At 72.3% G+C, this 25,319-nt stretch carries 19 protein-coding genes; 8 read left to right on the forward strand and 11 right to left on the reverse strand.

Annotation, left to right across the window (positions count from 1 at the left end; translation table 11 throughout):
• Nucleotides 1-79: 79 nt before the first annotated feature.
• On the reverse strand, nt 80-880 hold the full coding sequence (locus AB0C28_RS07775; RefSeq protein ID WP_358073408.1) for a DeoR/GlpR family DNA-binding transcription regulator: 801 nt from the start codon (nt 878-880) through the stop codon (nt 80-82).
• A 163-nt stretch (nt 881-1,043) separates the two neighbouring features.
• Between AB0C28_RS07775 and AB0C28_RS07780 the strand changes: the two genes are divergently transcribed.
• From AB0C28_RS07780 to AB0C28_RS07805, 6 genes are all read left to right on the forward strand, one after another.
• Complete coding sequence (locus AB0C28_RS07780) at nt 1,044-3,581, forward strand: PA14 domain-containing protein (protein ID WP_358073409.1); 2,538 nt, start codon at nt 1,044-1,046, stop codon at nt 3,579-3,581.
• Between the two features lie 60 nt (nt 3,582-3,641).
• Nucleotides 3,642-4,709, forward strand: a complete 1,068-nt coding sequence (locus AB0C28_RS07785) for an ABC transporter substrate-binding protein (protein WP_357841976.1) — start codon at nt 3,642-3,644, stop codon at nt 4,707-4,709.
• Nucleotide 4,710: 1 nt separating this feature from the next.
• The gene (locus AB0C28_RS07790; RefSeq protein ID WP_358073410.1) at nt 4,711-6,258 is read left to right on the forward strand and encodes a sugar ABC transporter ATP-binding protein; all 1,548 of its coding nucleotides are present in this window, start codon (nt 4,711-4,713) and stop codon (nt 6,256-6,258) included.
• On the forward strand, nt 6,239-7,219 hold the full coding sequence (locus AB0C28_RS07795) for an ABC transporter permease (RefSeq protein ID WP_358073411.1): 981 nt from the start codon (nt 6,239-6,241) through the stop codon (nt 7,217-7,219). Before AB0C28_RS07790 ends, AB0C28_RS07795 begins: the two co-directional genes overlap by 20 nt.
• Nucleotides 7,216-8,169: an ABC transporter permease gene (locus AB0C28_RS07800; protein WP_357841985.1), complete on the forward strand. Its 954-nt coding sequence runs from the start codon at nt 7,216-7,218 to the stop codon at nt 8,167-8,169. Before AB0C28_RS07795 ends, AB0C28_RS07800 begins: the two co-directional genes overlap by 4 nt.
• Before the next feature lie 79 nt (nt 8,170-8,248).
• Nucleotides 8,249-10,663 (forward strand): protein kinase, encoded by a 2,415-nt coding sequence (locus AB0C28_RS07805; protein WP_358073412.1) that lies wholly within the window; start codon nt 8,249-8,251, stop codon nt 10,661-10,663.
• Between the two features lie 136 nt (nt 10,664-10,799).
• On the opposite strand, the gene AB0C28_RS07810 is transcribed toward AB0C28_RS07805, so the two are convergent.
• The 3 genes from AB0C28_RS07810 to AB0C28_RS07820 all read right to left on the reverse strand — a co-directional run bounded on the left by AB0C28_RS07810 (nt 10,800) and on the right by AB0C28_RS07820 (nt 13,865).
• Nucleotides 10,800-11,789: a pirin family protein gene (locus AB0C28_RS07810; RefSeq protein WP_357841991.1), complete on the reverse strand. Its 990-nt coding sequence runs from the start codon at nt 11,787-11,789 to the stop codon at nt 10,800-10,802.
• Between the two features lie 85 nt (nt 11,790-11,874).
• A complete protein-coding gene (locus AB0C28_RS07815; RefSeq protein ID WP_357841994.1) occupies nt 11,875-12,996 on the reverse strand; it encodes an MBL fold metallo-hydrolase in 1,122 nt (373 codons plus the stop codon).
• 83 nt (nt 12,997-13,079) lie between these two features.
• Nucleotides 13,080-13,865 carry an oxidoreductase gene (locus tag AB0C28_RS07820; protein ID WP_357841997.1) on the reverse strand — a complete coding sequence of 262 codons (786 nt, stop codon included), beginning with the start codon at nt 13,863-13,865 and terminating at the stop codon, nt 13,080-13,082.
• A gap of 113 nt (nt 13,866-13,978) precedes the next feature.
• On the opposite strand from AB0C28_RS07820, the gene AB0C28_RS07825 reads away from it, so the two are divergent.
• Nucleotides 13,979-14,551 (forward strand): helix-turn-helix domain-containing protein, encoded by a 573-nt coding sequence (locus AB0C28_RS07825; RefSeq protein WP_357842000.1) that lies wholly within the window; start codon nt 13,979-13,981, stop codon nt 14,549-14,551.
• 129 nt (nt 14,552-14,680) lie between these two features.
• Here the strand turns inward: AB0C28_RS07825 and AB0C28_RS07830 are convergent, their stop codons facing one another.
• Together AB0C28_RS07830 and AB0C28_RS07835 are read right to left on the reverse strand one after the other, a co-directional pair.
• Nucleotides 14,681-15,397, reverse strand: a complete 717-nt coding sequence (locus AB0C28_RS07830) for a DUF3152 domain-containing protein (RefSeq protein WP_358073413.1) — start codon at nt 15,395-15,397, stop codon at nt 14,681-14,683.
• A gap of 102 nt (nt 15,398-15,499) precedes the next feature.
• Nucleotides 15,500-17,002 (reverse strand): FAD-dependent oxidoreductase, encoded by a 1,503-nt coding sequence (locus AB0C28_RS07835; protein WP_358073414.1) that lies wholly within the window; start codon nt 17,000-17,002, stop codon nt 15,500-15,502.
• A 347-nt stretch (nt 17,003-17,349) separates the two neighbouring features.
• Between AB0C28_RS07835 and AB0C28_RS07840 the strand changes: the two genes are divergently transcribed.
• Nucleotides 17,350-18,228, forward strand: a complete 879-nt coding sequence (locus AB0C28_RS07840; RefSeq protein ID WP_358073415.1) for a hypothetical protein — start codon at nt 17,350-17,352, stop codon at nt 18,226-18,228.
• A gap of 176 nt (nt 18,229-18,404) precedes the next feature.
• Here the strand turns inward: AB0C28_RS07840 and AB0C28_RS07845 are convergent, their stop codons facing one another.
• The 5 genes from AB0C28_RS07845 to AB0C28_RS07865 all read right to left on the reverse strand — a co-directional run bounded on the left by AB0C28_RS07845 (nt 18,405) and on the right by AB0C28_RS07865 (nt 25,317).
• Entirely contained in the window at nt 18,405-19,319 is a 915-nt protein-coding gene (locus tag AB0C28_RS07845) for a zinc metalloprotease (protein ID WP_358073416.1), read from the reverse strand.
• A gap of 179 nt (nt 19,320-19,498) precedes the next feature.
• Entirely contained in the window at nt 19,499-22,222 is a 2,724-nt protein-coding gene (locus AB0C28_RS07850; RefSeq protein ID WP_358073417.1) for a sugar-binding protein, read from the reverse strand.
• A 22-nt stretch (nt 22,223-22,244) separates the two neighbouring features.
• On the reverse strand, nt 22,245-23,045 hold the full coding sequence (locus tag AB0C28_RS07855; protein WP_357842018.1) for a carbohydrate ABC transporter permease: 801 nt from the start codon (nt 23,043-23,045) through the stop codon (nt 22,245-22,247).
• Nucleotides 23,042-23,932, reverse strand: coding sequence for a sugar ABC transporter permease (locus AB0C28_RS07860; protein ID WP_358073418.1), 891 nt, complete (start codon nt 23,930-23,932; stop codon nt 23,042-23,044). Before AB0C28_RS07860 ends, AB0C28_RS07855 begins: the two co-directional genes overlap by 4 nt.
• Nucleotides 23,933-23,934: 2 nt before the next feature.
• The gene (locus AB0C28_RS07865; protein ID WP_357842024.1) at nt 23,935-25,317 is read right to left on the reverse strand and encodes an extracellular solute-binding protein; all 1,383 of its coding nucleotides are present in this window, start codon (nt 25,315-25,317) and stop codon (nt 23,935-23,937) included.
• Between the last annotated feature and the right edge of the window lie 2 nt (nt 25,318-25,319).

The following is a 25,319-nucleotide window of genomic DNA, read 5'->3' on the forward strand; positions in this document are numbered from 1 at the left end:
GCCTCGATGGTGGTCGAGGTAGGAAACATTATAGTAACGGGCCTGTCACATTCGATCAGATCCGGGCGCAGAAAAAAGGTTAGATTTCGGCGACGTGCAGCCGGACGCCGCGCGCGCTCAGGTCGTCGAGCACGTCGCGGGGCGCGGCGTCGTCGGTGACCAGGTGGTCGATCCGGTCGGGCGCGACCGTCTGCACCATCGTGTCGACACCGATCTTGGTGTGGTCGGCCAGCACCACGACCTCTTCCGCCGCTCCGGCCAGAGCCCGGTCGACGCCGGCGACCTGCATGTTGGGCGTGGACAGGCCGCGCTCGGCGGTCAGGCCGTTGCCGGAGATGAAGGCCCTGCGCACGCGCAGCCCGGCCAGGGAGTGCTCGGCCGCGCTGCCGACCAGGGCCAGGATCGAGCCGCGCAGCGTGCCGCCGGTCAGCATCACCTCCACCCGCGGCGAGGTGGACAGCGCCTGGGCGACCAGCAGCGAGTTGGTCACCACGGCGAGCTCGGCGTGCCTGGTCAGGCGGCGGGCGAACTCCTGCGTGGTGGTGCCGGGGCCGATCACGATGGCGTCGCCGTCCTCGACGAGGGCGCCGGCCAGGTCGGCGATGGCGGCCTTCTCGGCCGACTCCAGCGACACCTTCTGGGTGTAGCCGGCCTCGCGGGACAGCTCGCCCGGCAGCGTCGCGCCGCCGTGGTGGCGGTTGAGCAGGCCCTCCGACTCCAGCGCGCGCAGGTCGCGGCGGACGGTCACCTCGGAGGAGTGGACGGCCTGGGCCAGCTCCCGCAGCGACACCGCGCCGTTCGCGCGCACCAGTTCGATGATGCGCTGCCGGCGTTCAGCGGCGAACACGGGCCTGCGTCCGTCACTCTGCGTGTCGCTCACGTCCCGATCATAGTCGACGGGCCAAGTGAAGTTCACCTCTGACCGAACGCGAACGAATTTGATCGGAAATCTTGACCGGCTCGGTCCGCTGGTGCTTACTTTGGAGCGTGTCAGGGTCAAAAGCTGTCCGAACCTGATCGGCGCCTTCCGAAAGGAACCCCCCGTGCGTAAGCGCCTCACGTTGCTGCTGTCCGTGCTGATGTGCTTGTTATGGCAGATGCCGGCCCCCGCCTCAGCCGGCTCCGCGGCCCTCCCCGAGCGGAACGGGCTGCGCGGCGACTACTACCTCGCCTCGGCGGCGGGCCAGTTCGACTTCGCCGAACTCAAGGCGAGCATCATCGACCCCAACCTCGAGATGCCCGACCTCAACCCGACGTTCAACCTGCTGACCGGCAGGGAGGACGACGTCACCGTCAGGTGGACCGGGCAGATCACCCCGAAGTACTCCGAGACCTACACCTTCTCCATCATCGGCGACAACGGCTTCCGCCTCTGGGTGGACGGGCAGCCGGTCATCGACCACTGGGTGGACGACTGGGACCTGGAGCAGACCGGCACTCCGATCGCCCTGGAGGCGGGCAGGAAGTACGACGTCAAGGTCGAGTACTTCGAGCACTACGGCGGCGCCAACCTGCGCCTGCGCTGGCAGAGCCCGAGCCAGCCGAAGGCCATCGTGCCGACGGAGGCGTTCACCGTGCCGGCCGACTTCCAGCCGGACGGCCCGTACGACGCCAGGCTGAACGCGGCCGGCGACGTCGCGACGCTCACCTACGCCAAGCCCCTGGCCCCGCTGCCCGCCGACGCGGCCGCGAAGCTCGGGTTCACGGTCGGCGCGGCCGCCTGGCCCGTCACCTCAGCAATCCAGAAAAGTCCGGAAGTAGTAGAGCTGAAGCTGAAATATCCGGTCCCGTCGAAGGCCGGCAGCACCGTCCGCACCTCCTACGACGGCAACGGCGGCATCACCTACGCCGACGGCACCCCGCTGGCCGCCTACCCCTTCGCGCACGTGGTCAACGTCTCCACCTACGTGCTCAAGACGAGGTGGGCCGACGACGTCAACCCGGCGAACCCGCTGCCCGAGTACCCCAGACCGCAGCTCGTCAGGGACCGCTGGCGCAGCCTCAACGGCACCTGGGAGTTCGCCCCGGCCAAGGAGGGCGAGGCGGCGCCGTTCGGCAGGAGGCTGGCCGAGCGCATCGTGGTCCCGTACCCGGTGGAGTCGCAGCTGTCCGGCATCGGCCGGCACGAGGAGCGCATGTGGTACCGCCGCACGTTCGAGGTGCCCCGCTCCTGGAAGGGTGAGCGGCTGCTGCTGCACCTCGACGCCGTCGACTGGGACGCGACGATCTACGTCAACGGCAAGCAGGTGACCACCCACAAGGGCGGCTACGGCCGGATCAGCGTGGACGTGACCGGCGCGCTCAAGCGCTCGGGCCCGCAGGAGCTCGTCGTCGGCGTGTACGACCCCACCGACGAGGGCGCCCAGGCCATCGGCAAGCAGCGGCTCAACCCGAGCGGCATCTGGTACACCGCCGTGTCCGGCATCTGGCAGACCGTCTGGATCGAGCCGGTCGCCAAGGATCACATCGACCGCGTGGACACCACCCCCGACCTGCGCGGCCAGGCCCTGTACGTCACCGTCCACGGCTCGAAGGGCACCGTCACCGTCACCGCCAGGGACGGCCGCAGGGTCGTCGCCACCGTACGCGGCCCGATCGGCAAGGAGCTGCGCCTGCCGGTGCGCAACCCCAAGCTGTGGTCCCCCGACAACCCGCACCTGTACGACCTGGAGGTCAAACTCAAGTCGGACAGGGCGGAGGACAGGGTGGAGTCGTACTTCGGGATGCGCTCCATCACGCTCTCCGGCAACCGCATGCTGCTCAACGGGCAGCCGGTCTTCCAGATCGGCCCGCTCGACCAGGGCTTCTGGCCGGACGGCATCTACACCCCGCCCACCGACAGGGCCCTGCGCTACGACCTTGAGCAGACCAAGGCCCTCGGCTTCAACGCCGTGCGCAAGCACGTCAAGGTGGAGTCCGACCGCTGGTACCACTACGCCGACAAGCTCGGCCTGCTGGTCTGGCAGGACATGCCCTCCGCCTTCCGCACCACCGACAGGCCGCAGTTCGAGGCCGAGCTGCGCGAGCTGGTGGACCAGCACCGCAGCAGCCCGTCGATCGTGATGTGGGTGCCGTTCAACGAGGGCTGGGGCCAGTACGACCAGGCCCGCGTGGCCGACCTGGTCAAGAGCTGGGACCCGAGCCGCCTGGTGAACAACATGAGCGGCGTCAACTGCTGCGGCGCGGTCGACGGCGGCAACGGCGACGTCAAGGACTTCCACATCTACCCGGGCCCCGGCAACCCCGGCAAGCCCTCCGGCACCAGGGCGAACGTCATCGGCGAGTACGGCGGCCTGGCCCTGCCCGTGGTCGGCCACACCTGGTCCGGCGGCGGCTGGGGCTACGCGGTCGAGCCCGACCCCGAGGCCCTGACCAACCGTTACGTGAACATGGTCGAGGAACTGGAGCGGCTGCACGCCTGCGAGCAGCTCAGCGCCGCGATCTACACCCAGACGACCGACGTCGAGACCGAGATCAACGGCCTCATGACGTACGACAGGGCGATCACCAAGCCCGACGTCAAGCGTGTCCACGACGCCCACAAGGCGCTGACGGGCGCGATCAACCCCACCTGCACCTGAACCACCGGCGCCCGGGCCCGCTGCGGCCCGGGCGCCGCACCTGATAAGAAAGGATCCGCGATGACCCCCCATCTCCGGACAGCCACGCTGGCCCTGGCCGTGCTCCTCACCGCGGCCGGCTGCGCCAAGGCCGAGGAGCCGCAGAACGCGCCCGCCGCCGCCAGCTCGGCCGGCCAGCAGGTCGTCCAGACGCCTTCGGGCACGGCCGGCCCGACGTGCACGCTGGAGCAGTTCGGCGGCACGAAGTTCGACCTCAAGACGGCCACGGTGGGCTTCTCCCAGTCGGAGAAGGAGGCCAACCCGTTCCGCATCGCGGAGACCAAGTCGATCAAGGACGAGGCCGAAAAGCTCGGCATCACCAACCTCAAGGTCACCAACGCCCAGTCGCAGTTCTCCAAGCAGATCACCGACGTGCAGCAGCTCATCGCGCAGGGCGTGCAGCTGCTGGTCATCGCGCCGCTCAACTCCGACGGCTGGGAGCCGGTGCTCCAGCAGGCCGCCGCGAAGAAGATCCCCATCATCACGGTCGACCGCAAGATCAACGCCAAGGCGTGCAGCGACTACCTGACCTTCATCGGCTCCGACTTCTACGAGCAGGGCAAGCGCGCCGCCGACCGCATGATCGACGCCCTGGGCGGCAAGGGCAAGGTCGCCATCCTGCTCGGCGCCCCGGGCAACAACGTCACCACCGAGCGCACGAACGGCTTCAAGGACCGCGTCAAGGAGAAGGCCCCCGAGATCACGATCTCGTTCGAGCAGACCGGTGAGTTCGCCCGTGAGAAGGGACAGCAGGTCACTGAGCAGCTCATCCAGTCCAACCCCGACATCAACGGCATCTACGCCGAGAACGACGAGATGGCGCTGGGCGCGGTCACCGCGCTGAAGGGCGCGGGCAAGGAGCCGGGCGACATCAAGATAGTCTCGGTGGACGGCACCCGCAGCGCCGTCCAGGGCATCGCCGACGGCTGGCTGCACGCGGTCATCGAGTCCAACCCGCGCTTCGGCCCGCTCGCCTTCGAGACCGCCCAGAAGTTCCTGAACGGCGACGCCATCCCCGACAAGGTGATCATCTCCGACCGCGACTACGACACGGGCAACGCCAAGGACTCCCTCGGTGAGGCGTACTGAGTTGGAAGCTGTTCTCGAGGCAAGAGGCGTCAGCAAACGCTTCCCCGGCGTGCTCGCCCTCGACGGTGTGTCCCTCGCCCTGCGTCCGGGCGAGGTGCACGCGCTCGTCGGCGAGAACGGCGCGGGCAAGTCCACCCTGATCAAGGTCTTCACCGGCGTGTACCAGCCGGACGGGGGCGAGCTGCGCTACCAGGGAGGGCCCGCCGCCTTCGGCACCCCCCTGGAGGCGCAGCGCGCCGGGATCTCCACCATCTACCAGGAGGTCAACCTCGTCCCCATGATGTCGGTGGCCCGCAACCTGCTGCTCGGCCGCGAGCCGCGCGGCAGGTTCGGGGTGATCGACGCGGCCGCCATGTACGGCGAGGCCGAACGCGTCCTGTCCGGCTACGGCGTGGACACCGACGTGCGCCGCCCGCTGCGCACCCTCGGCGTCGGCGCGCAGCAGATGGTCGCGCTCGCCCGCGCCGTGTCGGTGGACGCCAGGGTCGTCATCATGGACGAGCCCACGTCCTCCCTGGAGCCGCGCGAGGTCGAGACCCTGTTCGGGGTGATCAGGCGGCTGCGCGACAGCGGCATCGCCGTCATGTACGTCAGCCACCGCCTCGACGAGCTCTACCGCGTCTGCGACCAGGTGACCGTGCTGCGCGACGGACGCCTCGCGCACACCGGGCCGATGGCGGAGCTGGAACGGCTCAAGCTCATCTCGCTGATGCTCGGCCGCGACCAGAACGAGGTCCGCACCGCGGGCCTGACCAGCTTCTCCCGCGACCACGCCGAAGGAGACACGCAGGGATCGGGCAACGGCGCTCCCGTGGTGGAGGCCAGGGGACTGACCCGGCGGCACGTGCTCGACCGTGTGGACGTGAGCGTCAAACCGGGCGAGGTCGTCGGCCTCGGCGGGCTGCTGGGCGCGGGCCGTACCGAGACCGCCAAGGCCATCGTCGGCGCGCTGCCGCTGGACGGCGGGCAGGTGCTCGTGGCCGGCGCGCCGCTGCGGGCCGGCTCCACCTCGGCCGCGATCAGGGCGGGCGTCAGCCTGCTGCCCGAGGACCGCAAGGCCGAGGGCATCATCCCCACCCTGTCCGTGCGCGAGAACATCGCCCTGGCCGCCCTGCCCTCCATGGGCCGGGCGGGCGTGGTGTCCGAGGCGAAGATCGACCGGATCGTCGAGATCTTCATGCGGAGGCTGAGGATCAAGGCCGCCTCGCCGCACCAGCTCGTCTCCGAGCTGTCCGGCGGCAACCAGCAGAAGGTGCTGCTGGCCCGCTGGCTCGCCGTACGGCCCAAGGTGCTGCTGCTGGACGAGCCCACCCGGGGCATCGACGTCGGCGCCAAGGCCGAGGTGCAGGCGCTGATCGACGAGCTGGCGCGGGAAGGGCTCGGCGTGCTGCTGATCTCCTCCGACCTGGAGGAGCTGGTCGAGGGGGCCGACAGGATCCTCGTGCTGCGCGAGGGCGCGGTCGTCGGGGAGCTGTCGGGTGACGAGGTGACCGAGGAGAGAATCATGGCGACGATCGCGGAGCAGTCCGATGGCCGAGCTGACGCATGACCGGGGCGGCCCGCGAGGCCGCGTCGCCGTGCTCAAGCCGCAGGTGTTCGCCTGGGTGCAGGACTACGGCGTGTACGCCGCCGTACTGGCGCTGCTGCTGTTCAACGTGCTGTTCACCCCCCACTTCCTCGACGCCTCCAACTTCCGCACCCAGCTCGTCCAGGTCACCCCGATCGTCATCGTCTCGCTCGGCATGGCGCTGGTGATCGGCACCCAGGGCATCGACCTGTCGGTCGGCTCGGTGATGGCGCTGGCCGCCGCGCTCGTCGTGCTCTACCTCGGGTACGGCTGGCTGCCCGCCCTCGTCGTGGCCGTGATCGGCGGCGCGGTCGTCGGGGCCGCCGGGGGAGCGCTGGTCGCCTACGTCGGGGTGCAGCCGATCGTGGCGACACTGGCGCTGCTGGTCGGCGTCCGCGGCCTGGCCAACGTGCTGGTGCCGCAGCTGGTCGAGTTCCGCAACCCCGACCTGATCGCGCTCGGCAGCAGCTCCGTGGCCGGCATCCCGGTGATCGTGATCATCGCGGCGGCGCTGACCGTGATCGTGCTGTTCGTGGTGCGGCGCACCACCTTCGGCCGGCAGGTGGTCGCCATCGGCGGCAACCGCTCGGCCAGCGAGCTGTCCGGCCTGCCGGTCAAGCGCGTGCTGCTGATCGTGTACGTGATCTCCGGCCTGCTCGCCGCCCTGGCCGGCGTACTGGCCACCGCCCGGCTGCAGGCCAGCGACCCGACCTCGCTCGGCATGTTCATCGAACTGTCGGCGATCACCGCCGTCGTCGTCGGCGGCACCCCGCTGACCGGCGGCCGGATCAGGGTGCTCAGCACGGTCATGGGCGCGCTGCTCATGCAACTCCTCGCGGCCACGCTGATCAAGCACAACCTGCCGCAGTCGTGGACCCAGATGGTCCAGGCGGTCATCATCCTGGCCGCCGTCTACGCCACCAGGAAGCGGGAGACCCGATGAACCGCGAGCAGCTCAGCCGGACGCTGCAGCAGCACGGCGCCGTCATGGTGCTGGGCACGCTGGTGATCGTGGGCAGCCTGGCCTTCGACTCCTTCGCCACGCCGGCGAACGCGGCCAGCGTGGTCGTCTCCTCCTCGTTCCTCGCGATCATCGCGATCGGCATGACGTTCGTGATCATCAGCGGCGGGATCGACCTGTCCGTGGGGTCGCTGTTCGTCCTCGGCGGGGTGCTGGCGGCGTACGGGTCGCAGTACGGCATGCTCGTCGCGCTGCTGCTGCCGCTGGCGGTGTGCGGGGTCGTGGGCCTGCTCCAAGGCCTGGTGATCGCGCGGACCGGCATGGCCCCGTTCATCGTGACCCTGGCCGGGCTGCTCGGGGTGCGCGGCCTGATGCTGGCGATCTCGGACGAGGGCGCGACCACGTACCTGGTCAAGGACCGCGCCTTCGCCGCGCTCGGCCAGGGCGAGATCCTGGGCCTGTCCTACCCCGTCTACATCACCGCCGCCCTCGCCCTGGCCGCGATGGTGCTGCTCCAGCGCACCGGCTTCGGCCAGAACGTCTACGCCATCGGCGGCAACGAGCAGGCCGCCGCCCTGATGGGCGTCCCGGTCGCCCGGACCAAGGTGTACGTGTACGTCATGTCCGGCCTGCTGGCCGGCCTCGCGGGCGCGCTGAACGCCGCCCGGCTCTCCTCCGGGGTGACGATCCTCGGCATCGGCCTCGAACTGGACGCCATCGCCGCCGTGGTCATCGGCGGCACCCTGCTGACCGGCGGCGCCGGCGGCATCACGGGGTCGGTGGCGGGCGTGCTGCTGCTCGGCGTCATCCAGAGCCTGATCAACCAGGTCGGCAACCTGACGTCGGCGTTCCAGCAGGTGGTCAGCGGGCTGTTCCTGGCGCTTGTGGTGGTGGCGCAACGGCTGCTGAGCAAGGCGCAGCGGCTGACCTGAGCCTCCGGTGTCCCCGGCCCCTCCCGGGGACACCGGATCGTGACGGCCCGGGCCGTGATCCGGCGCTCATAATGCGCTTATGCCGTCGATTACTGAGCTGAGAGCGGGAGATCCCACCAGTCTCGGAGGCTACGGGATCCGGGGACGTCTGGGAGAGGGCGGACAGGGCGTCGTCTACCTGGGCGTGAACGACCAGGGCGGCCGGGCCGCGATCAAGTGGCTGCGGCCCCACCTCGCTGGCGACGAGGTGGCCGCAGAACGCTTCGCCAGGGAGGCCGAGGCGGCCAGGCGGGTGGCGCCGTTCTGCACCGCGCAGGTGCTCGGCACCGGCGTGCACGAGCGCCGGCCGTTCATCGCCAGCGAGTACGTGGACGGCCCCTCCCTGGCCAGGGCGGTCGCCGAGACCGGGCCGCGCGCCGGGCCCGCCCTGCACCGGCTGGCCGTCGGCACGGCCACCGCGCTGGCGGCCATCCACCAGGCCGGCATCGTGCACCGCGACTTCGGCCCCGCCAACGTGATCCTGGGCGGCGAGGGGCCCCGCGTGATCGACTTCGGCATCGCCAGGGCGCTCGACGCGACCTCGACCATCACCTCCATGCCGGTGGGCACGCCCGCGTTCATGGCGCCCGAGCAGATCCTGGCCCAGCCCGCGGGGCCGGCGGCCGACCTGTTCGCGTGGGGCGGCACGATGGTGTTCGCGGCCGGGGGAGCGGGACCGTTCGAGGCCGAGACCGTGCCGGCGATCATCCAGCGCGTCCTGCACGCCGAACCCGACCTGTCGCGGCTCACCGGCACGCTGCGCGAACTCGTCGCGGCCTGCCTGACCAAGGATCCCGGCCGGCGGCCGACGGCCGAGCAGGTCATCCTGCGCCTGCTGGAACAGCCGGTCACGGATCCGCGCCTGCTGGATCAGGCCACCACCGTCATCGGCCCCCTCACCCGGCCACCGGCTCAGCCAGCCCGGCCACCCTGGCCGCCCTCCACCTCCGGCCCCCATCCGGCCGCCCCTCCACCCGGCTCACCCCTGGCCGCCTCTCCTCCGGGCCCGTACCAGTCCGGCGGCTCGCCTCAGAGCGCTCCTCCGCAAGGCCCGTACCAGCCCGCCGCCTCACCGCGTGGGACGCCTCCACCGGGCCCGCCGCGGTCCGAGGGCGCACCTGTGGGCGTCCGCCCGCCGCAGCCCGCAACTGCGCTTCCGCCGCCGACGGGGCGGCCTGCGGATTTACCGCCGCCCGGCCACCAGCCGCACGGGATGCACGTGCCTGCGACGCCCGCGCCGGGGACACCCTCGCCAGTGACGCCTTCGCCGGGGACGCCGGTGTTCGGGCCGCCCCGGCAAGGGATGAACCCGCCGCCTTGGACGCAGGCCAGAGCGCCGAAGGGCGGGCGGGGGTGGATGATCGGGGCGGGTGTGGCCGCGGTGGCGCTGCTGGCGGCCATCGCCGTCGTCGCCGTGACCGCCGTCAACCTCCGGATCGGCGGCCGGCCCGGCCCGTCCGCCCAGGCCGGTGCCACGACCACGGCGACCCCCTCCCGGGCCGGTGCCACGACCACGGCGACCCCCTCCCGGGCCCCGTCGCCGGTCCCGACCACGAACCTGACCCCGGTCGAGCTCCCCAGCACCGCCGCCACCATCTACGAGAACCCCGCCGACCCGATCAGGCTCACCACTTACCTGGCCAGGGACGCCAAGTCCGGCGAATGGGTGTACCACGCCCGCGACTCCCTGGCCGGCCCGTTCACCGGCTACAAGAACACGTGGGAGAGCGTCCTGTCGCCCGACGGCCGCTACCTGGCCCAGCGCGGCAAGCGCTTCGTCGACGGCTACGACACGGTGGAGATCACCGACAAGGTGACGGCGCAGCGCTTCACGGTCAGGACGTCGCGCCAGCCGCTCAGCGCGTACGTGCAGGTGTGGTCGCGCGACAGCCGCCGCCTGCTCGTCAACGTCGGCAACCCGGCCAAGGACGCCTGGCAGTCGACCGGGTTCGCCATCGTCGACGTCACCACCCGTCAGGCCGGTGTCGCCTCGCTGCGGGAGGGCTCGCTCAAGGGCATCAGGTACGGCTTCGACGGCGACGACACCGGCGTGGTCGCCCTGTCGAACGTCGCCGAGCAGCAGGCCCTGCGCTTCTTCGACGCCTCGGGAGTGCGGGTGCGCCGGCTGCCGAACGTGGGCGCGGGCATCGCCGACGCGCTCTTCTCACCGTCCGGCGAACGGTTCGTCACCGACTGCCCCGGTCTGCGCAGCGGCAACAACTGCGTCTACGACGCGCGTACCGGAGCCGAGGTCAGGCGGGTCGAGTCGCCCTGCGCGGGCCTGGCCACCTGGTACGACGACGACCATCTGGTCTGCTGGGTACGCCCGGACGGCACCGCCGACCACCAGCAGCTCCAGGTGATCGACTTCACGGGGACGACGGTGCGCCTGATGGCCGACGTGCCCCGCGACGCCACCGACCTCGATGTCATGTACACCTTCACCCGCAACTGACCACCCGCAACTGACCACCCGCCGTGCCGGACCACCCGCAACTGACCACCCGCAACTGACCACCCGCAACTGACCACCCGCAACTGACCACCCGCCGTGCCGGACCACCCGCCGTGCCGGACCACCCGCGAGCGGGTCAGCGGACCCGGCCGCGGGGCTTGAGGCGGGTGCCGGGCAGGACGGGCGCGGGGAGCGGCGCGCCGTCGAAGCCCTCGACGGTGCCGAACCCCTCGCCCGCCTCCCACTCCTTGCGGTACGCGGCGATCTCGTCGTGGGAGCGCCCCACGAAGTTCCACCACATGACCAGTTCCTCCCCGAACGGCTCACCGCCGATCAGCAGCACCCGCCCGCGCCCCGACAACCGCACCGCCGCCCGCCCCGGCGGCAGGTAAACCAGCGGCCCGTACTCCAGCGGCCCGTGCCCCGGCGATCCCTGCTCCGGCGATCCCTGCTCCGGAGAGCCGGGCCCGTCCGCCGCGTGCCCCAGCAGTGACGCCTCGCCGTCGAGCAGCAGCAGCCCGTGCTCGTACGCCGGATCCAGCGGCACCTCGCCCGTCCCGTCCACGGCCACCTCCGCCCCGACCAGCGGGCTGTAGGCGGTCGCGGGCGAGGTCACCCCGCCGAGCGACCCCATGACGACCGTCGCCGCGAAGCCGGGCCCGGACAGCACGGGCAGGTCCGGATGGTGCTCGAAGCCCGGCTCGGTGTGCCGGTGCGAGTCAGGCAGCGCCACCCACAGCTGCACCCCGTGCAGCACCGTCTCCGGCGACTCCTCCGAGTGGGAGATGCCGCGCCCGGCGGTCATGAGGTTGAGCTGCCCGGGGCGGATCTCCTGGAGCGTGCCCAGGCTGTCGCGGTGCAGCACCTCGCCGGCGACCAGCCAGCTCACCGTCTGCAGGCCGGTGTGCGGGTGCGGCGGCACGCGCATGGTGGCCCGCTGCGGCCCGTACGCGTCCACGAAGCACCACGCGCCGATCATGCGCCGGTGGACACCGGGCAGGGTCCTGCGCACGGTCATCGCGCGCGGCCCGCCCAGCGGCACCTCGCGTCCGGTCAGCACCTCGGCGCCCTCGCCCGTGCCGGTCGCGCAGCGGATCTCCCGCGGATCACTTTCCAGGTTGCTCACGCCACGACTTTACGTTCCCGCGGCCGTACGTCCGCACCGCCCGCGAGAGACCGCCCGCGAGAGCATGCCCGCGAGAGCACGCCCGTCAGGTGAGCAGCTCCCACCAGCCCTCGACCGCCGGGACGGCCGAGACGTCGACCGCCTCGCCCGGCCGGGGCACGGCGATGCGCACGTCGCGGGCCTTGGCCTCGCGCCACAGCCGGTCCACCGGCTCGCCCCACGGATGCAGGGCCAGCGTGAACGTGGCCCAGTGCACCGGCAGCAGTACGCCGCCGCCCAGGTCGAGATGGGCCTGGACGGCCTGCTCCGGGTCCATGTGGATGTCCGGCCAGGCCGGGCTGTACGCGCCGATCGGCATCAGCGTCAGGTCGAACGGCCCGTGCGCCGAGCCGATGCCCCGGTAACCCTCGAAGTAGCCGGAGTCGCCCGCGTAGAACACCCGCCTGGTCGCGCCGGCGACCACCCAGGAGCCCCAGAGGGTGTCGTTGCGGGTGAAGGAGCGGCCGGAGAAGTGGCGCGCCGCCGTGGCCACGAACCGCAGTCCCGCGACCTCGGTCTCCTCGTTCCAGTCCAGCTCGATGATCCGGAACGCCGGCACGCCCCACCGCTCCAGGTGCGCCCCGATGCCCAGCGGCACCAGGAACGGCGCCTTCTGCGTGCGGGTCAGCCTGAGCACCGTGGTCCGGTCGAGGTGGTCGTAGTGGTCGTGCGAGATCGCGATCGCGTCCACCTCGGGCAGCTCCTGCAGCTCCACCGGCACCGGGTGGTGCCGCTTGGGGCCGACGAGCTGCGAGGGGGAGGGCCGCCTGCTCCACACCGGGTCGAACAGCACCCGCCGGCCCTCGATCTCCACCAGCGTGGAGGCGTGGCCGTACCAGACCGCGCGCACCCCGTCGGCGGGCGGCGGGTCGGCGGGCGGGACGCGCAGCGGGATGGGCCCGGCCGGGTGGCGCTGGCTCCTGTCCTTGGCCAGCTCGCCGAGCAGCCCGACGGGCGGCGCCGTCATCAGGGCGGCGCCCTCGGGCATCGAGTTCACGAACGTGCCGTTCCTGAACTGCGGCGAGTGCCGCATCCTGGCCGCCCGCTCAGGTCCCGACGCCAGCGGCCGCACGCCCAGCTCGGCGGGCAGATCGCGCAGCGCCCACCCGGCCGCGGCGAGGACCGCGCCGCCCGCGAGGATCCGCCGTGCCGTCCGCATCCCTGCCATAGCCCACTCTCCCCTGCAAGCTTCGTCGTCCCGCTCAGGGCGGGACTCCCCGGTGTTCCTTTTCTACGATATATCGCGATAGGTCAGGCGGTTTTCACCGCACCGCCGTCGATGAGGAAGTCGGCTCCCGTGACGCTCGCGGCGTGCGGCGACGCCAGCCAGGTCACGAGCGCGGCGACCTCTTCCGGCTCGACGAACCTACCGGTCGTGATTCCGGTGCTCGACGGCAGCCCTGCCAGGAACGACTCCAGGTCCACGCCGTGGGCGGCGGCCAGCACGGCGCCGTACCCGTCGGGCCCCTCCCACAGCGAGGTGCGGGTGGCGCCTGGCGAGACCGTGGTGACCCGCACTCCCTGCGGGCCGAACTCCTCGGCCAGCGCCTTGCCCAGCGAGGTCAGCGCAGCCTTGGCGGTCGCGTAGTGGACCGGCCCGCCGCTCGGCACGTGCGCGCTGGTGGAGGAGATGTTGATCACGGTGCCGCGCCGCCTGATCAGGCTCGGGACGGCGGCGCGGGTGGCGCGTACGGCGCTGAGGAAGTTCAGGTCGTAGAACTGCCGCCACTGGTCGTCGCTCAGGCTCAGGAACCCGAACGGCTCCCCGTCCGCGTCGCCGCCGCCCACGTTGTTGACCAGCAGGTCGATCTCGCCCAGCTCGGACAGCGCCCGGTCGATCACCTCGCCGGGGCCGTCGGCGGTGGACAGGTCGGCCGTGACCAGCGCGGCGCCGGTCTCCTTCAGTTCGGGGGTGATCGTCCGGGCGGCGGCGAGGACCCGCATGCCCTCGCCGGTCAGCGCCTTGACGATGGCCAGGCCGATGCCCCTGCTCGCGCCGGTGACGACGGCGGTCTTGCCGGTGAGTCCCATGTCCATGGGGTGTGTGTCCTTCCGCTAGTTGCGTCAGTTGCGATGCGTCGAACATACGACTTGCAACGATAATGATGCAAGTCGGTGAGTATTCGGGACGGTGGCGTATCCTTCAAGGCATGAGTGGGACGACCCGGGCGCTGCGGTCCGACGCCGAGCGGACGGTGCGCACGATCCTGGAGGCGGCCGAACGCGTGCTCAGCAGAAACCCGGCGGCCAGCATGGAGCAGATCGCCGAGGCCGCCGGAGTGGCGCGCACGACCGTGCACCGGCGCTTCGCCTCCAGGGAGGCGCTGGTGGAGGCCATGGCGAGATGGGCCACCCAGCAGTTCGCCGAGGCCGTCGACGCCGCCTGCCCCGAGAACGCGCCGCCGCTCGTCGCGCTCTACCAGGTCACGGCCAACGTGCTCCGCGTCAAGATCGACTGGGGTTTCACGATGCGGGTCATGGACGCCGACCCCGAGGCGGGCAAGGTGTACGCGGACATCGCGGAGCGCTGCGAACGGCTGCTGATCAGGGCCAGGGACGCCGGCGTGCTGCGGGCCGACGCCGATCTCGACTGGTCCAGGCGGGTCTTCTACGCGCTGCTCCACGAGGCCGCCGCGTGCCGCGACGGTGACCCCGACGCGCTGGCCACCCAGGTGGTGGACACCCTGCTCAGAGGCGTCGGCACCAGCCGCGGCCTGTCCTGAGACGACGGCCGGCGCGAGTGCCGGCACGCGTCCGGGATCAGCGGCATCCGGCCGGCGTGCGGTGGGGGCGCCGGTGCGCGTCCGGCCGCGACGGCCTCCGCCTGCGCTCGTCCGGGTGGCGGCGCGGGGTCAGCGGTCGTCCGGGTGGCGGTGGGGGTGGGGCCACGGGTTCGGGCGGCAGCGGCCCAGTGACTTCGACTGCTGCGTCATGACCGGGGCCAGGCGGCCGGGCCCGGGGCAGCGGCGATGGTGGTGGCCCAGGCCGTGGCCGACCTCGTGGCTGATCAGGTAGCGGCGGTAGGCGGTCAGGTCGCCGTCGTACTGCGGGACTCCCTCGGCCCAGCGCAGGGCGTTGATGACCGAGCGGCGGCCGTTCCAGCAGGACAGCTCGCCTCCCGTGCGCAGCGGCAGGCACTGCCGGATCGTCATGCGGGGGCTGGACAGGGCGACGCGAACGCGTACCGGGCCCGAGCCGACCCGCTTGAAGCGGGCCCAGCCGCGTACGTCGTTGAGCGTGCGATGCACTTCGGCGGCGAAGCCGGCGGGGTCGAACGGGAGCCCCCGCTCGACCTCGACCAGATACCGCACCACCGCCCCCCGGCCCGGCCTGGCGGGCGCGCCGCCGCGCACGACCGCGTAACGGCCGGAGGCGGAGCGCGGCACCCGCACCCGCTCGGGCGCCGGCGGTTCAGGGGTGGCACCGGCCGGTGGGGTGGACGGCGGCGCGCCTGATGGCGCGGGAGTCCCGGATGCGGCCCCCGGCAGTTCAGGCACGGACGGTTCCGGGGTGCAGGCGGTGGCCGCCACGAGCAGCAGCAGGAGTAGCGAAAATGTGCGCGGCGGCACGGCAGCCTCCCCACGGAGTCACGGTGGGGAGGAATCCGATCCTACGTGGCTGCTTGTCGCGCTTGATGGCCAGGGGTGCCGGTCGTCCCTGGTTGGTTGGATTTAGCGGGTATTGGGGGCGTAGGGCGTGATGTCGATCGGCGGGGTCTCGCCCAGCGCGAGCGCCGCGGCGATCTGGCCGGTGAACGGGCCCGCCGTCAGCCCGTACGCGCTCAGCCCCGTCGCCACCACCACCCGCCCGGTCAGCGGGCCGATGAGCGCCGGGCCCGGGGCGTACACCGGACGCAGGCCGACCCTCGTCTCCGTGACCGTCGCGTTGAACAGCCCCGGCGCCACCCGCAGGCCCGCCCTGATCACCTCGTCCAGGCCGCCCATCGTGACGCGCGGCGCGAAACCCACGTCCTCGACGGTCGCGCCGATCACGACACGGGACTCGGGGAAACCCAGCAGGTACGGGCCCATCCTGGGCAGGATGATCGGCCACCACGCGGTGTCCACGCCTTCCAGGGTCGCGTGCAGGATCTGGCCGCGCCGGGGAAAGACCGGCAGCTCGACCCCCAAGGGCCTGCACACCTCACCGGCCCACGCGCCCGCGGCGACGATCACCGCGTCGGCATCCAGCAGCACCGCCTCCCCGGCGGTAGCCGCGGTCGTGCCAGGCGCGCCAGTGGCGGACGTGGCCGTGCCAGGCGGAGCAGTAGCGGACGCGGTCGTGCCGGGCGCGGCAGTGGCGGGCGCTGACGGCGCGGCCTGCCGCCACGACGCGCCCTGCCCGCCGCCCTGCCCGCCGCCCTGCCCGCCGCCGTCCTGCGCGCCGTCCTGTCCGCGGCCCTGCTCTCGGCCCGCGCCGGGCTCCCGGCCCGTGTCAGGTCCGCCGCCCTGGTTCCGGTCCGTGTCCGGCCCGTCGAGGTGGTCCTGGCCCGCGTTCCGCCCGCCGGTCCGGTCCTGGGGCGTGGCTGGGTGCGCGGTGTCGCCGTCGCCGGCCGCGCCCGGGATTTCGCCGGGGCCGGCCGTGGCCTCCGGTGCCAGGTCCTGTGTGCCCGGCCGGCTGTCGTTCTCGGGGCAGTGGAGGAGGACCTGGCCGTCCGGGGTGAGGGTGGCGATGCCCGTGCGTACCTCGGCTCCCATGGAGACGGCGGCGCGGAGCAGGGCGTCGCGGACCGCGCGGCCGTCCACCCGCGCCGCGCCCGGCACGAGGATCGCGCTCAGGGTGTCCGACAGCGGCGGGAACAGCTCGGACGGGGTGGACACATCGGTGATCTCGCCCATTTCCGGCGCGCCAGGACGGCGGCGGCGCAACAGCGAGCGCACCGGCTCCAGGTCGACCGGATCCTCGGCCACCAGCAACGCGCCCACCTTGGCGTAGCCGATGTCCTCGCCCAGTTCCTCCACCAGCCCGGGGTAGCGGCGGGCCCCCTCGCGGGTCAGCCGGTACCAGTCGTCGTCCTCCGGATGGTCCACCCACGGGCACACGATGCCCGCGCCCGCCTGCGTCGCATCGCCCTGGTACCCGCCGTCCACCACGGTCACCGCCGCGCCCCGGCGGCTCAGATGGTAGGCCGCGCCGGCCCCGACGATGCCGCTCCCGATCACCACAACACGCATGGTCACAATGATCGCAGCCGAGGTGACCTGGGCCGATGACCGGATCCGTCCCTTGCCATGCGGATACCCCGCCACGGCCTTCTCCGTGCCTGAACGCCCGTCGCCGCGCCCGTCGCCGCGCCCTCGCCGCGCCCGTCGTTGCGCCCTCGCCGCGCCGTTGCCGCGCCGTCGCCGCACAGTCGGTGGGGTCGCTGGGAGGCCCGCGTGAGGTCTGCGTGAGGTACGCGCGAGGCCGCCGCGAGGTCCGCCCGTGCTCGGGCCGAGGTCCGCGCGTGCTCTGTGCGAGGTCCCCGCGTGCTCTGCGCGAGGTCTGTCCGGCTTCGTTCTCGCGGGTCTAAGGTCAGGCCATGAGCGTCGAGGTCACCCGGATCGACCTGCCGTGTCCCGTTCGCGCGGCCGCGTCCGACGGGACGACCGTCTGGTGCGCGGTGACCGGTGGCGTGCGCGCCTACACCGCCGCCGGCTCCCCGCTCGGCGAGGGCGGTACGGGGCCCGAGCTGCGGTCGCTGGCCGCCGTGCCAGGAACGGTGACCGGCCCCGCCGGCGTCCCCGGGATGCTGGCGGAGACCGTGATCATGCCCAGGTCGTTCGCGGGGGCGTCGCCGTCGGGACCGCTGTCGGAGGGGACGCTGGCGGGCACGTCCCGCGACCGCCTCCACTGGCTCGGCCCCTCGGGCGCGCCGGACAAAGACCTTCCTTTCGACGGCCGGGTGGTGGCGGGCGGCGGGGAGATCTGGGCCGTCGGCGCCGACCTGGCCAGGCGGCTGACCGGCCCCGGCCGGCTCGGCGAGCCCGTGGAGCTGCCCGCCCTCGACGCGTGCGCGGCCGAGGGGGAGCGGCTGTGGTGGACGTCCAAGCGCGACACGATCCTGCGCGGCGGGCCGAAGGAGGTCGATCTCGGACGGCACCGGCGCGGCGCGATGGTGGTGTGCGCGGGCTCCTTGTGGATCAGCGTCACCAGCGGGCTGTTACGCGTCTCCGCCTGGTCGGGGGAACAGGGCCGGCTCGTGGCGGCGCCGGAGGGGCCGGTGCCGTTCCTCGTCTGCGCCAACGGGGTCCTCACCGGCGGCGCCCGCGACCTGTTCACGCTCGCCTCGGCGGCCGGCGCGCCCCTGCGCGTGATCAGCCTGGGCCTGGACGTCCCGCTCGCGCTGGTGATCGCGGCGGGCAGACACGTCTGGGCCTTCCCCGCCGGCCGCCCGCAGGCGCTGATCATCGTGGCATGAGCCCGCCCGGTTTCCGGCCGTACACCGACGCCGTGTATGGAGAACCACCGCCTCCGCCGTCGCGACGGACGGCGCCTTCCCCGTGAACGCCGATCACGCCCAGCGCGCCGTCACGATGTCGCGGACGGCGGAGGGGTGGCAGTCCTCTGGTTCGCCGGCGTCCGAGCCGCGGAGGGTCAGGCGCGGGCGCCGGTCCTGGTCCGCGCGGGGAGGAACGACGACCGCGGCCCGGCAAGCGCCGCGTCCATCCGCTCCGCCTGGCCCTTCGTGAACATGAACATGGCCGCGTCCTCGACGTAGTCCATGTAGTTCATGAACATGTCGCCGTGGGGCCCGTTGCCGCAGCTCACCTGCGGGAACGTGGGCGTGCCGCGGTTGAGGCCGGCCTGGTTGGGGGTGTCGTCGACGAAGTCGGTGCCCGAGCAGCCGTCGCCGTCGTCGCCCCAGATGTGGCGCAGGTTGAACCAGTGGCCGATCTCGTGGGTGGCGGTGCGGCCCCCGTCGTACGGCGACTCCGCCGTCCCCGTGGTGCCGAACGCGCTGTGCAGGATCACGATCCCGTCGGCGTCGGCGGGACCTCCGGGGAAGGCGGCGTAGCCGAGGGCGCCCCTGAGCTGGCACACCCAGATGTTGAGGTAGCGGTCGGCGGGCCAGGCGCTGGAGCCGCCTTGGTCGTCGAACTTGACCGTGTCGTCGGGGTCGAACTCCGCCACGTCGGTCCGGCGGCGGACGATCCCGTTGGTCGGCCCGCCGTCCGGGGCGGTGCCGGCCAGCTTGAACTCCAGCCTGGCGTCGGCGGCGAGCTCCCGCCACACCTCGGGCACCTTGCCGGCGTCGGGGTTGGCCCGGCGGAAGTCCTGGTTGAGCACTTTGAGCTGGCTGTCGATCTGCTCCTGGCCGATGTCCTGCTCGGGCGTGTGATGGACGACGTGCACGACCACGGGAATGGTGACCACCTCCTCACGGGCGGCGGCCCGGGCGTTCTTCCTGGCGAAGGTGTCGTTCTCGATGGCGGCCAGGGCGATGGCGTAGCGGGGTGAGGAGGCGAGGAGTCGATGGTGGACGGCCATGGTGGCGCAACGGTCGGTCACGGGGGCTCCCTGGGGGCGGGGGACAGAAGTTCGCTACCCTTACGCCTACCCGGAGCGTAGTCGTTCAATCACTTACAGTGACCATTGATGGAGGTCGGGGCGGTGATCGTGGTGCCTGCCGAGGGCCGCACCACGATCACCGCCGCACGATCAGCGCACGGAGAAACGCGACGTCGCGCTCACCGCACGGAGACCTGGGACGCCGCCGTTCCGCCGCCGGACGCCTCCCAGCCGGCCACCACCGTCGCCCCCGCGCCCAGCGCCCGGTCCAGGGACACGGTCACGGTCGTGGTCCCCTTGCGCGTGACGGTCACGACGCGGCTGCCCGCCGTGCCCTGCCCGTCGCGGGCGAACAGGTGCGCCTTGCCGCCGGCGGCGGCCCGCAGCGTCACCTTCACCCCGCCTGTCGTGCCCCTGGCCGAGACGACCTCCGCGCCGCGCGACGGCTTGGCCGCGGGCCCGCCGGCCAGCGGCAGGTGCACGCGGACCGCCTGCTCCAGCGACTGCGGCGAGTCGAGGCTGGACAGCGCCGTGTCCGGGATCTCCGGGTCCGGCGGGGTCGTCGGCCGGTCGGCGGGCGGCTCGTAGCCGGGAAGGGAGGCCACGCCCCACCGGTACGGGTCGCCCTGCACCCCGCCCCACGTCGACCAGCCGATCCTGGTCTGGCCGGTCCTGTCCTGGGTGTCGGAGTCGTACACGAGGACGTTCAGCCCGAGATGGGCGGGATCGACGGCGCCGGGCAGGACCTCCATCGGGATGGACATCTCCACCGTGTACTCGCCTGCCGCCACCTTGGACGCCACCCGCATCCCGGGCGCCGTCTGCTCGCCGGGCCCCTGGCGGTTGTCGGCGTCGCGCAGGAAGCACGGCGGGCCCTCGGCCGTGACCGGCAGCACCGCGGTCTTGAACGTGGTCGAGGTGTTCTCGGACGTGCCGCGCGGGTCGAGGGTGACCTCCACCGCGTCGGTGCGCCAATGCCGCTTGCAGTCGGCCGCCGCCAGCCGGGTGCCGAGCACGTCGTCCTTGACGTGCACCACCAGGTAGAGCGTGTCGTCGTGCCAGCCGATCTTCGCCGAGCCCGAGCAGTCGGCGGCAGACGAGCAGGCCGTGCCCTCCCAGAGGCGGGAGATGTTCAGCGCGGCGCCCGCGTACTCGCCGTCGCCCTCCACGCCGTCCACGGCGGGGGCCGACGCGGCGCGCGGCACGGTGGCCGCCGGGACGAGTTCGAGCGCGGGGCGGCTGGTGGCGGTGCCGTCCTCGCTCGTGGTCGTGATCGTGTAGGCGTAGTCGCCGCCCTCGTTGGAGGTCTTCAGCGAGGGGTCGGAGTTGGTGACGGTGAACGGCACGATGGCCGACTCACCAGCGGCCAGCCCGCTGTACGGGGCCTCGGCGCGGTCGGCGGTGAAGCCGGCGGGCAGGTCCAGGCGCACGGTGCCGGACCTGGTGGCGCCGCTGACGTTCGTGACCACGACGCCGACCTCGCGGCTGCCGCCGGACGGCAGCGTGAGCACGGGCGTGACCAGGCCGTCGAGCTGCGGCACGCCGACCTCGCCGGTCCACTTCCTGTGCTGGGCGACCTGGGGGAGCGGCTGCTGCTCGCCGCGTACGGACGGGCTGACCTCGACCTGCCGGTCGGTGTAGCCGCCGCCCCGCTCGGTGGTGAGCGTGGCCGCGACGCGGGCCCGGCCCGCCTCCGCCTGCGCAGGCGGCGTCACCGTGAACGTGGCCGAACCGCCGCGCCCGGCGCCGAGCCGGCCGAGGGAGCCGGAGCCGGTCACCTTCCATCCGGCGGGGACGCGCAGCGCCACCGACGAACGGCCCAGCGGCTCACGAGGTGGTGCGTCCGTACTCACCTCGACCGTGAACGGCGCGCCAGGCCGTACGGCGAACGCGCTGGTCCGCAGGCCGAACCGGGTGCCGAGCGGCGCCGTCCCCGCCGGCCTGGTCAGCGCGCCGTCGAGGACGGCCGTCGGCGAGGCGGCGGCCGGCGTGCCCGGAGCGGGGAACGGCACCCGCGCGTCCACCTGGGTGAAGAAGTCACAGCCGAGCTGCGCGGGATCCGTGGGCACGTCGGGGAAGCCGGCCCAGCCCTGGGAGGCGTACACCCGCTGGGCGTCGCGCTCCACGGCCGCCCACGTCCTGCCCCGCTCGGCCGAGGCGCGCCCGCTCCAGACTCCGAACACGTTCTGCGCCGGATACGCAGGCCGGAACGTCGCGGCGCAGTCCTGGCCGACGGCGGAGGTGCCGCGCGCCCCGCCGGTGAGCAGGCGGGCGGGCGCGAAGGGACGCAGCCCCTCGTCACGGATCTGCCCGGGGAACGCCTTGGGGTCGGCCGCGGCGTAGAACGCCTCGATCGCCAGCCGCGCGGCCTCCTGGTGGTTGCCGTGGTTGCCCGGCGTGGGGGCCGGGTCCATGGTCAGCATGATCTCGGGACGGGTCTGCCGGACGAGCCGTACCACCTTCTCCAGCGTGTCGCCGCCCCACACCTGGTCGGTGAGCGGCGCGCTGACCGTGTAGTAGAAGTCGACGTCGTCGAGGTTGAAGACTTCGCCCACGCCCGCGTTCGCCACGGCCGTGCGCTCCTCGGACTCGCGCAGCAGGCCGAGCGCCGGCCCCTCCTCGGGGCCGACCGCGTTCCCGCCGCCCTCGCCCCTGGTGACGGTGACGACGCCGGCGCGGACGCCGTGATCCTCCTTCCACTGGCCGAGCGTGGACAGGCTGAACGCCTCGTCGTCGGGGTGGGCGCCGACGAACAACGCGTCGAGATCGACCGGCTCCTGTTTCGATGAAGGATTCGGCGAAGGAACGGCGAGGGCGGGGGTGGCGGGCAGGACGGCGACGGCGGCGACGGCGGCGAGCAGCGCCAGGCGGCCCGCCGTCCGAGGTGGACCCGCGGCTCTCATGGACAATCGGACCTCCGGGAAGTTAGTCGCGGACCGCCCCTTGGAGCAGCCCCCGGACGAAGTGACGCTGGAGGAAGAGGTAGAAGACGACGACGGGCGTCGCGACGATGACCGATCCGGCCGCCAGCAGCGTGAACCCGGAGGTGTACTGGCCCTGGAAGAAGGCCAGCCCCAGCGGCGCCGTACGCAGCGACTCGCTCGTGACCATGATGAGCGGGATGAGGAACTCGTTCCACGTCCACATGAACACCAGCACGATCAGCGTGACGACGGCGGGCCGGGCCGGCGGCAGCAGCACCTGCCACAGGATGCGCCAGCTCGACGCCCCGTCGATGCGGGCCGCCTCGACGATCGCCCGGTTCGAGGCACGGAAGTAGGCCCGCATCCAGAACGTCCCGAACGCCACCGACAGCGCGACCTGCGGCATCGAGATCGACCAGAACGTGTCGATCAGCCCGAGCGAGCGCAGGTCGAAGTAGAGCGGCACCGCCACGGCCTCACTCGGCATCATGATCCCGAGCATGAACAGGTAGAACAGCACCGACTGGCCGCGAAAGCGCATCGTCCCGAACGCGTAGCCGCTCATGACCGACAGCACCACGCTCACCACCACGACGAACACCGACACGAGCAGGCTCGTACGCAGGTAGGAGCCGAACCGGCCGATCTCCCAGGCCGCCGCGAAGTTCGCCAGCCCGGCCGTGCCGCCGCTGTCGGCGGGGCCGAGCGCGGCGGCCAGGATCACCACGATGGGATAGAGCGCGAACGCGGCGAACACCGACAGGATGACGTAGTTGGCCATCCGCTCCCCGCGCGAGATCACGAGACCCTCCTGTCGGCGAAGCGGTTGATCGCGAACGAGATCACGAAGATGACCACGGTCAGGGTGACGCCGATGGCCGCCGCCGAGCCGACCTGGCCCAGGCCGAAGGCCCGGTGGTAGACCTCGTACGACGGCACCGAGGTTGACTCGCCGGGCCCGCCGCGCGTGGTGATGTACACCAGGTCGAAGGTGCGCAGCGCGGCGATCACGGTCAGCGTCAGCGCCACCGCGATCTCCCCGCGCACCGACGGCAGCGTGACCGCGAAGAACTCGCGCAGCGGCCCGGCGCCGTCCAGCCGCGCCGCCTCGTACAGCTCCAGGGGGATGCGGCTCATCCCGGCCAGCAGCAGCACCGTCACCAGCCCGCTCTCGAACCAGGTGCCGACCACGCCGACGGCGGGCAGCGCGAACGTGTAGTCGCCCAGCCAGCCGCGCGTCAGCGAGTCCAGCCCGAGCGCGCCGAGCAGCGCGTTGAGCGAGCCGTCGGGCGCGTACACCCGCCGCCAGGCCACCGCCACCACGACCATGGCGATCACCTGCGGCAGGAACACGACCGTGCGGAAGAAGCCCAGCCCGCGCACCTTGGCGTGGTTGAGTATCGCGGCCAGCGCCAGCCCGATGACCAGCGGGACCCCCGCGTAGAACACCATGAGCACCAGCGCGTGCACGAAGGACGCCCGCAGCCCTTCGTCGGCGACGATCGCGATGTAGTTGTCCAGCCCGGCCCAGGTGCCGAGGGACAGGCCGTCCCAGTCGTACAGGGAGATCTGCACGGCCCGCCCGATCGGGTACAGCAGGAAGGCCGCGTAGACCACGAAGGCGGGCAGCAGGTACAGGTAGGCGACGCGGCGGGGCTCCCCGGGCGGCCCCGCCATGATCCGGGCCATGCTCAGCCGTTGCTCTCGGCGAACGTCTTGTAGTCCTTCTCCAGCGTGTCGAGGAACTCCTGCGGCGTCGCCTTCTCGGCCAGCAGGTCCTGCAGCGCCGCGCCCAGCGTGTCGGCGAACGTCGGGGTGGCGTAGTCGAGGTAGGGCACCAGCCCGTTCTTCTCGGTGGCCGTGCCGAACGCGGTGAACACGTCCTGCTGCGGCCCCTCCTTGACCGTCTGCGCGCCGGTGTCGGCGACGGGCAGGTTGCCGGTCTCGGTGAGCACCTTCATCGCGTCGGCGTTGGTGATGAAGTCGATGTACGCCGCCGCCGCGTCGGCGTGCGGGCTCTTGGCGGTGATCGCGAACGGCAGCCCCGTGCCCCCGGTCGCCACCGGCGCGGCGTCGGCCGTGGCGCCGGGCGGCAGCATGAAGCCCAGGTCGTCGCCCAGGGTCTTCTCCAGGTCGGCCAGCAGCCACGTGCCCGCGATCAGGAAGACGCCCTGCCCCTTGCCGAACGCCTGCCAGGACGCGTCATAACCCTGCCCGTTGAAGCCCTTGGCGAAATAGCCGTCCTTCACCCAGCGCACGAGCTCCTCGGCGGCCTTGGTGTTCTCCGGCGTGTTCCACGAGGCGCCCTTGCGGCCGAACGCGAGCGTGCCGATCTGCTCCGCGGGGACGCTGCGGCCCTGCACCGTGCCGAACACGTGCACGGCCGGCCACTTGTCCAGGTTGCCGAACTGCAGCGGCACCTCGCCGCCCGCCTTCGCCTTGGCCAGCGCGGCCTCGAACTCGGCCCACGTCTTCGGCGGCTCCAGGCCGAGCTTGGTCAGCTTGCTCTTGTTGTAGAACAGGCCGACGACCTCGCCGACCTGCGGCAGGCCGTACAGGTTGCCCTCGCCGAACAGCTTGCCGTCGGCGCTGTAGCGCGAGTAGCGCAGCACCGAGTCGGGGTAGCGGCTCTTCCATCCGTACGCCTCGGCGTAGGCGTCCAGCGGCAGCAGCTGCCCGGCCTTGACGAACGCGCCCATGGACGAGCGGCCGTTGTTGGCCTCCACCACGTCGGGCGGCTCGTTGCCGCTCAGCGCCAGCCGCAGCGTGGTGTTGAGGTCGTCGAACGAGCGGGAGGTGCGCTTGAGCTTGATGTTGGGGTATTTGGCCTGGAAGGCGGTGTTGAGCTTCTCCATCTGGGCCGCCTGGCCGCCGCGCACCTCCTGGTCCCACACGTTCAGCGTGACCTCGCCGAGGGAGGCGGGGTCGGTGCGCACCGCCGACGCGCTCGCCTGCGGGGTGGCGGCGGGGGGCGGCGCGGAGGAGCCGGGGGCGCAGCCGGCCAGGGCGAGCGCGCCGGCGGCCAGCAGGACGAGCGTCCTGGATCCGCGCGGCTGTCGCTTCGGGGCGATCATGG

Origin of the sequence: Nonomuraea sp. NPDC048892 (genome assembly GCF_040649735.1) — a bacterium.
In the GTDB taxonomy this organism is placed as follows: domain Bacteria; phylum Actinomycetota; class Actinomycetes; order Streptosporangiales; family Streptosporangiaceae; genus Nonomuraea; species Nonomuraea maheshkhaliensis.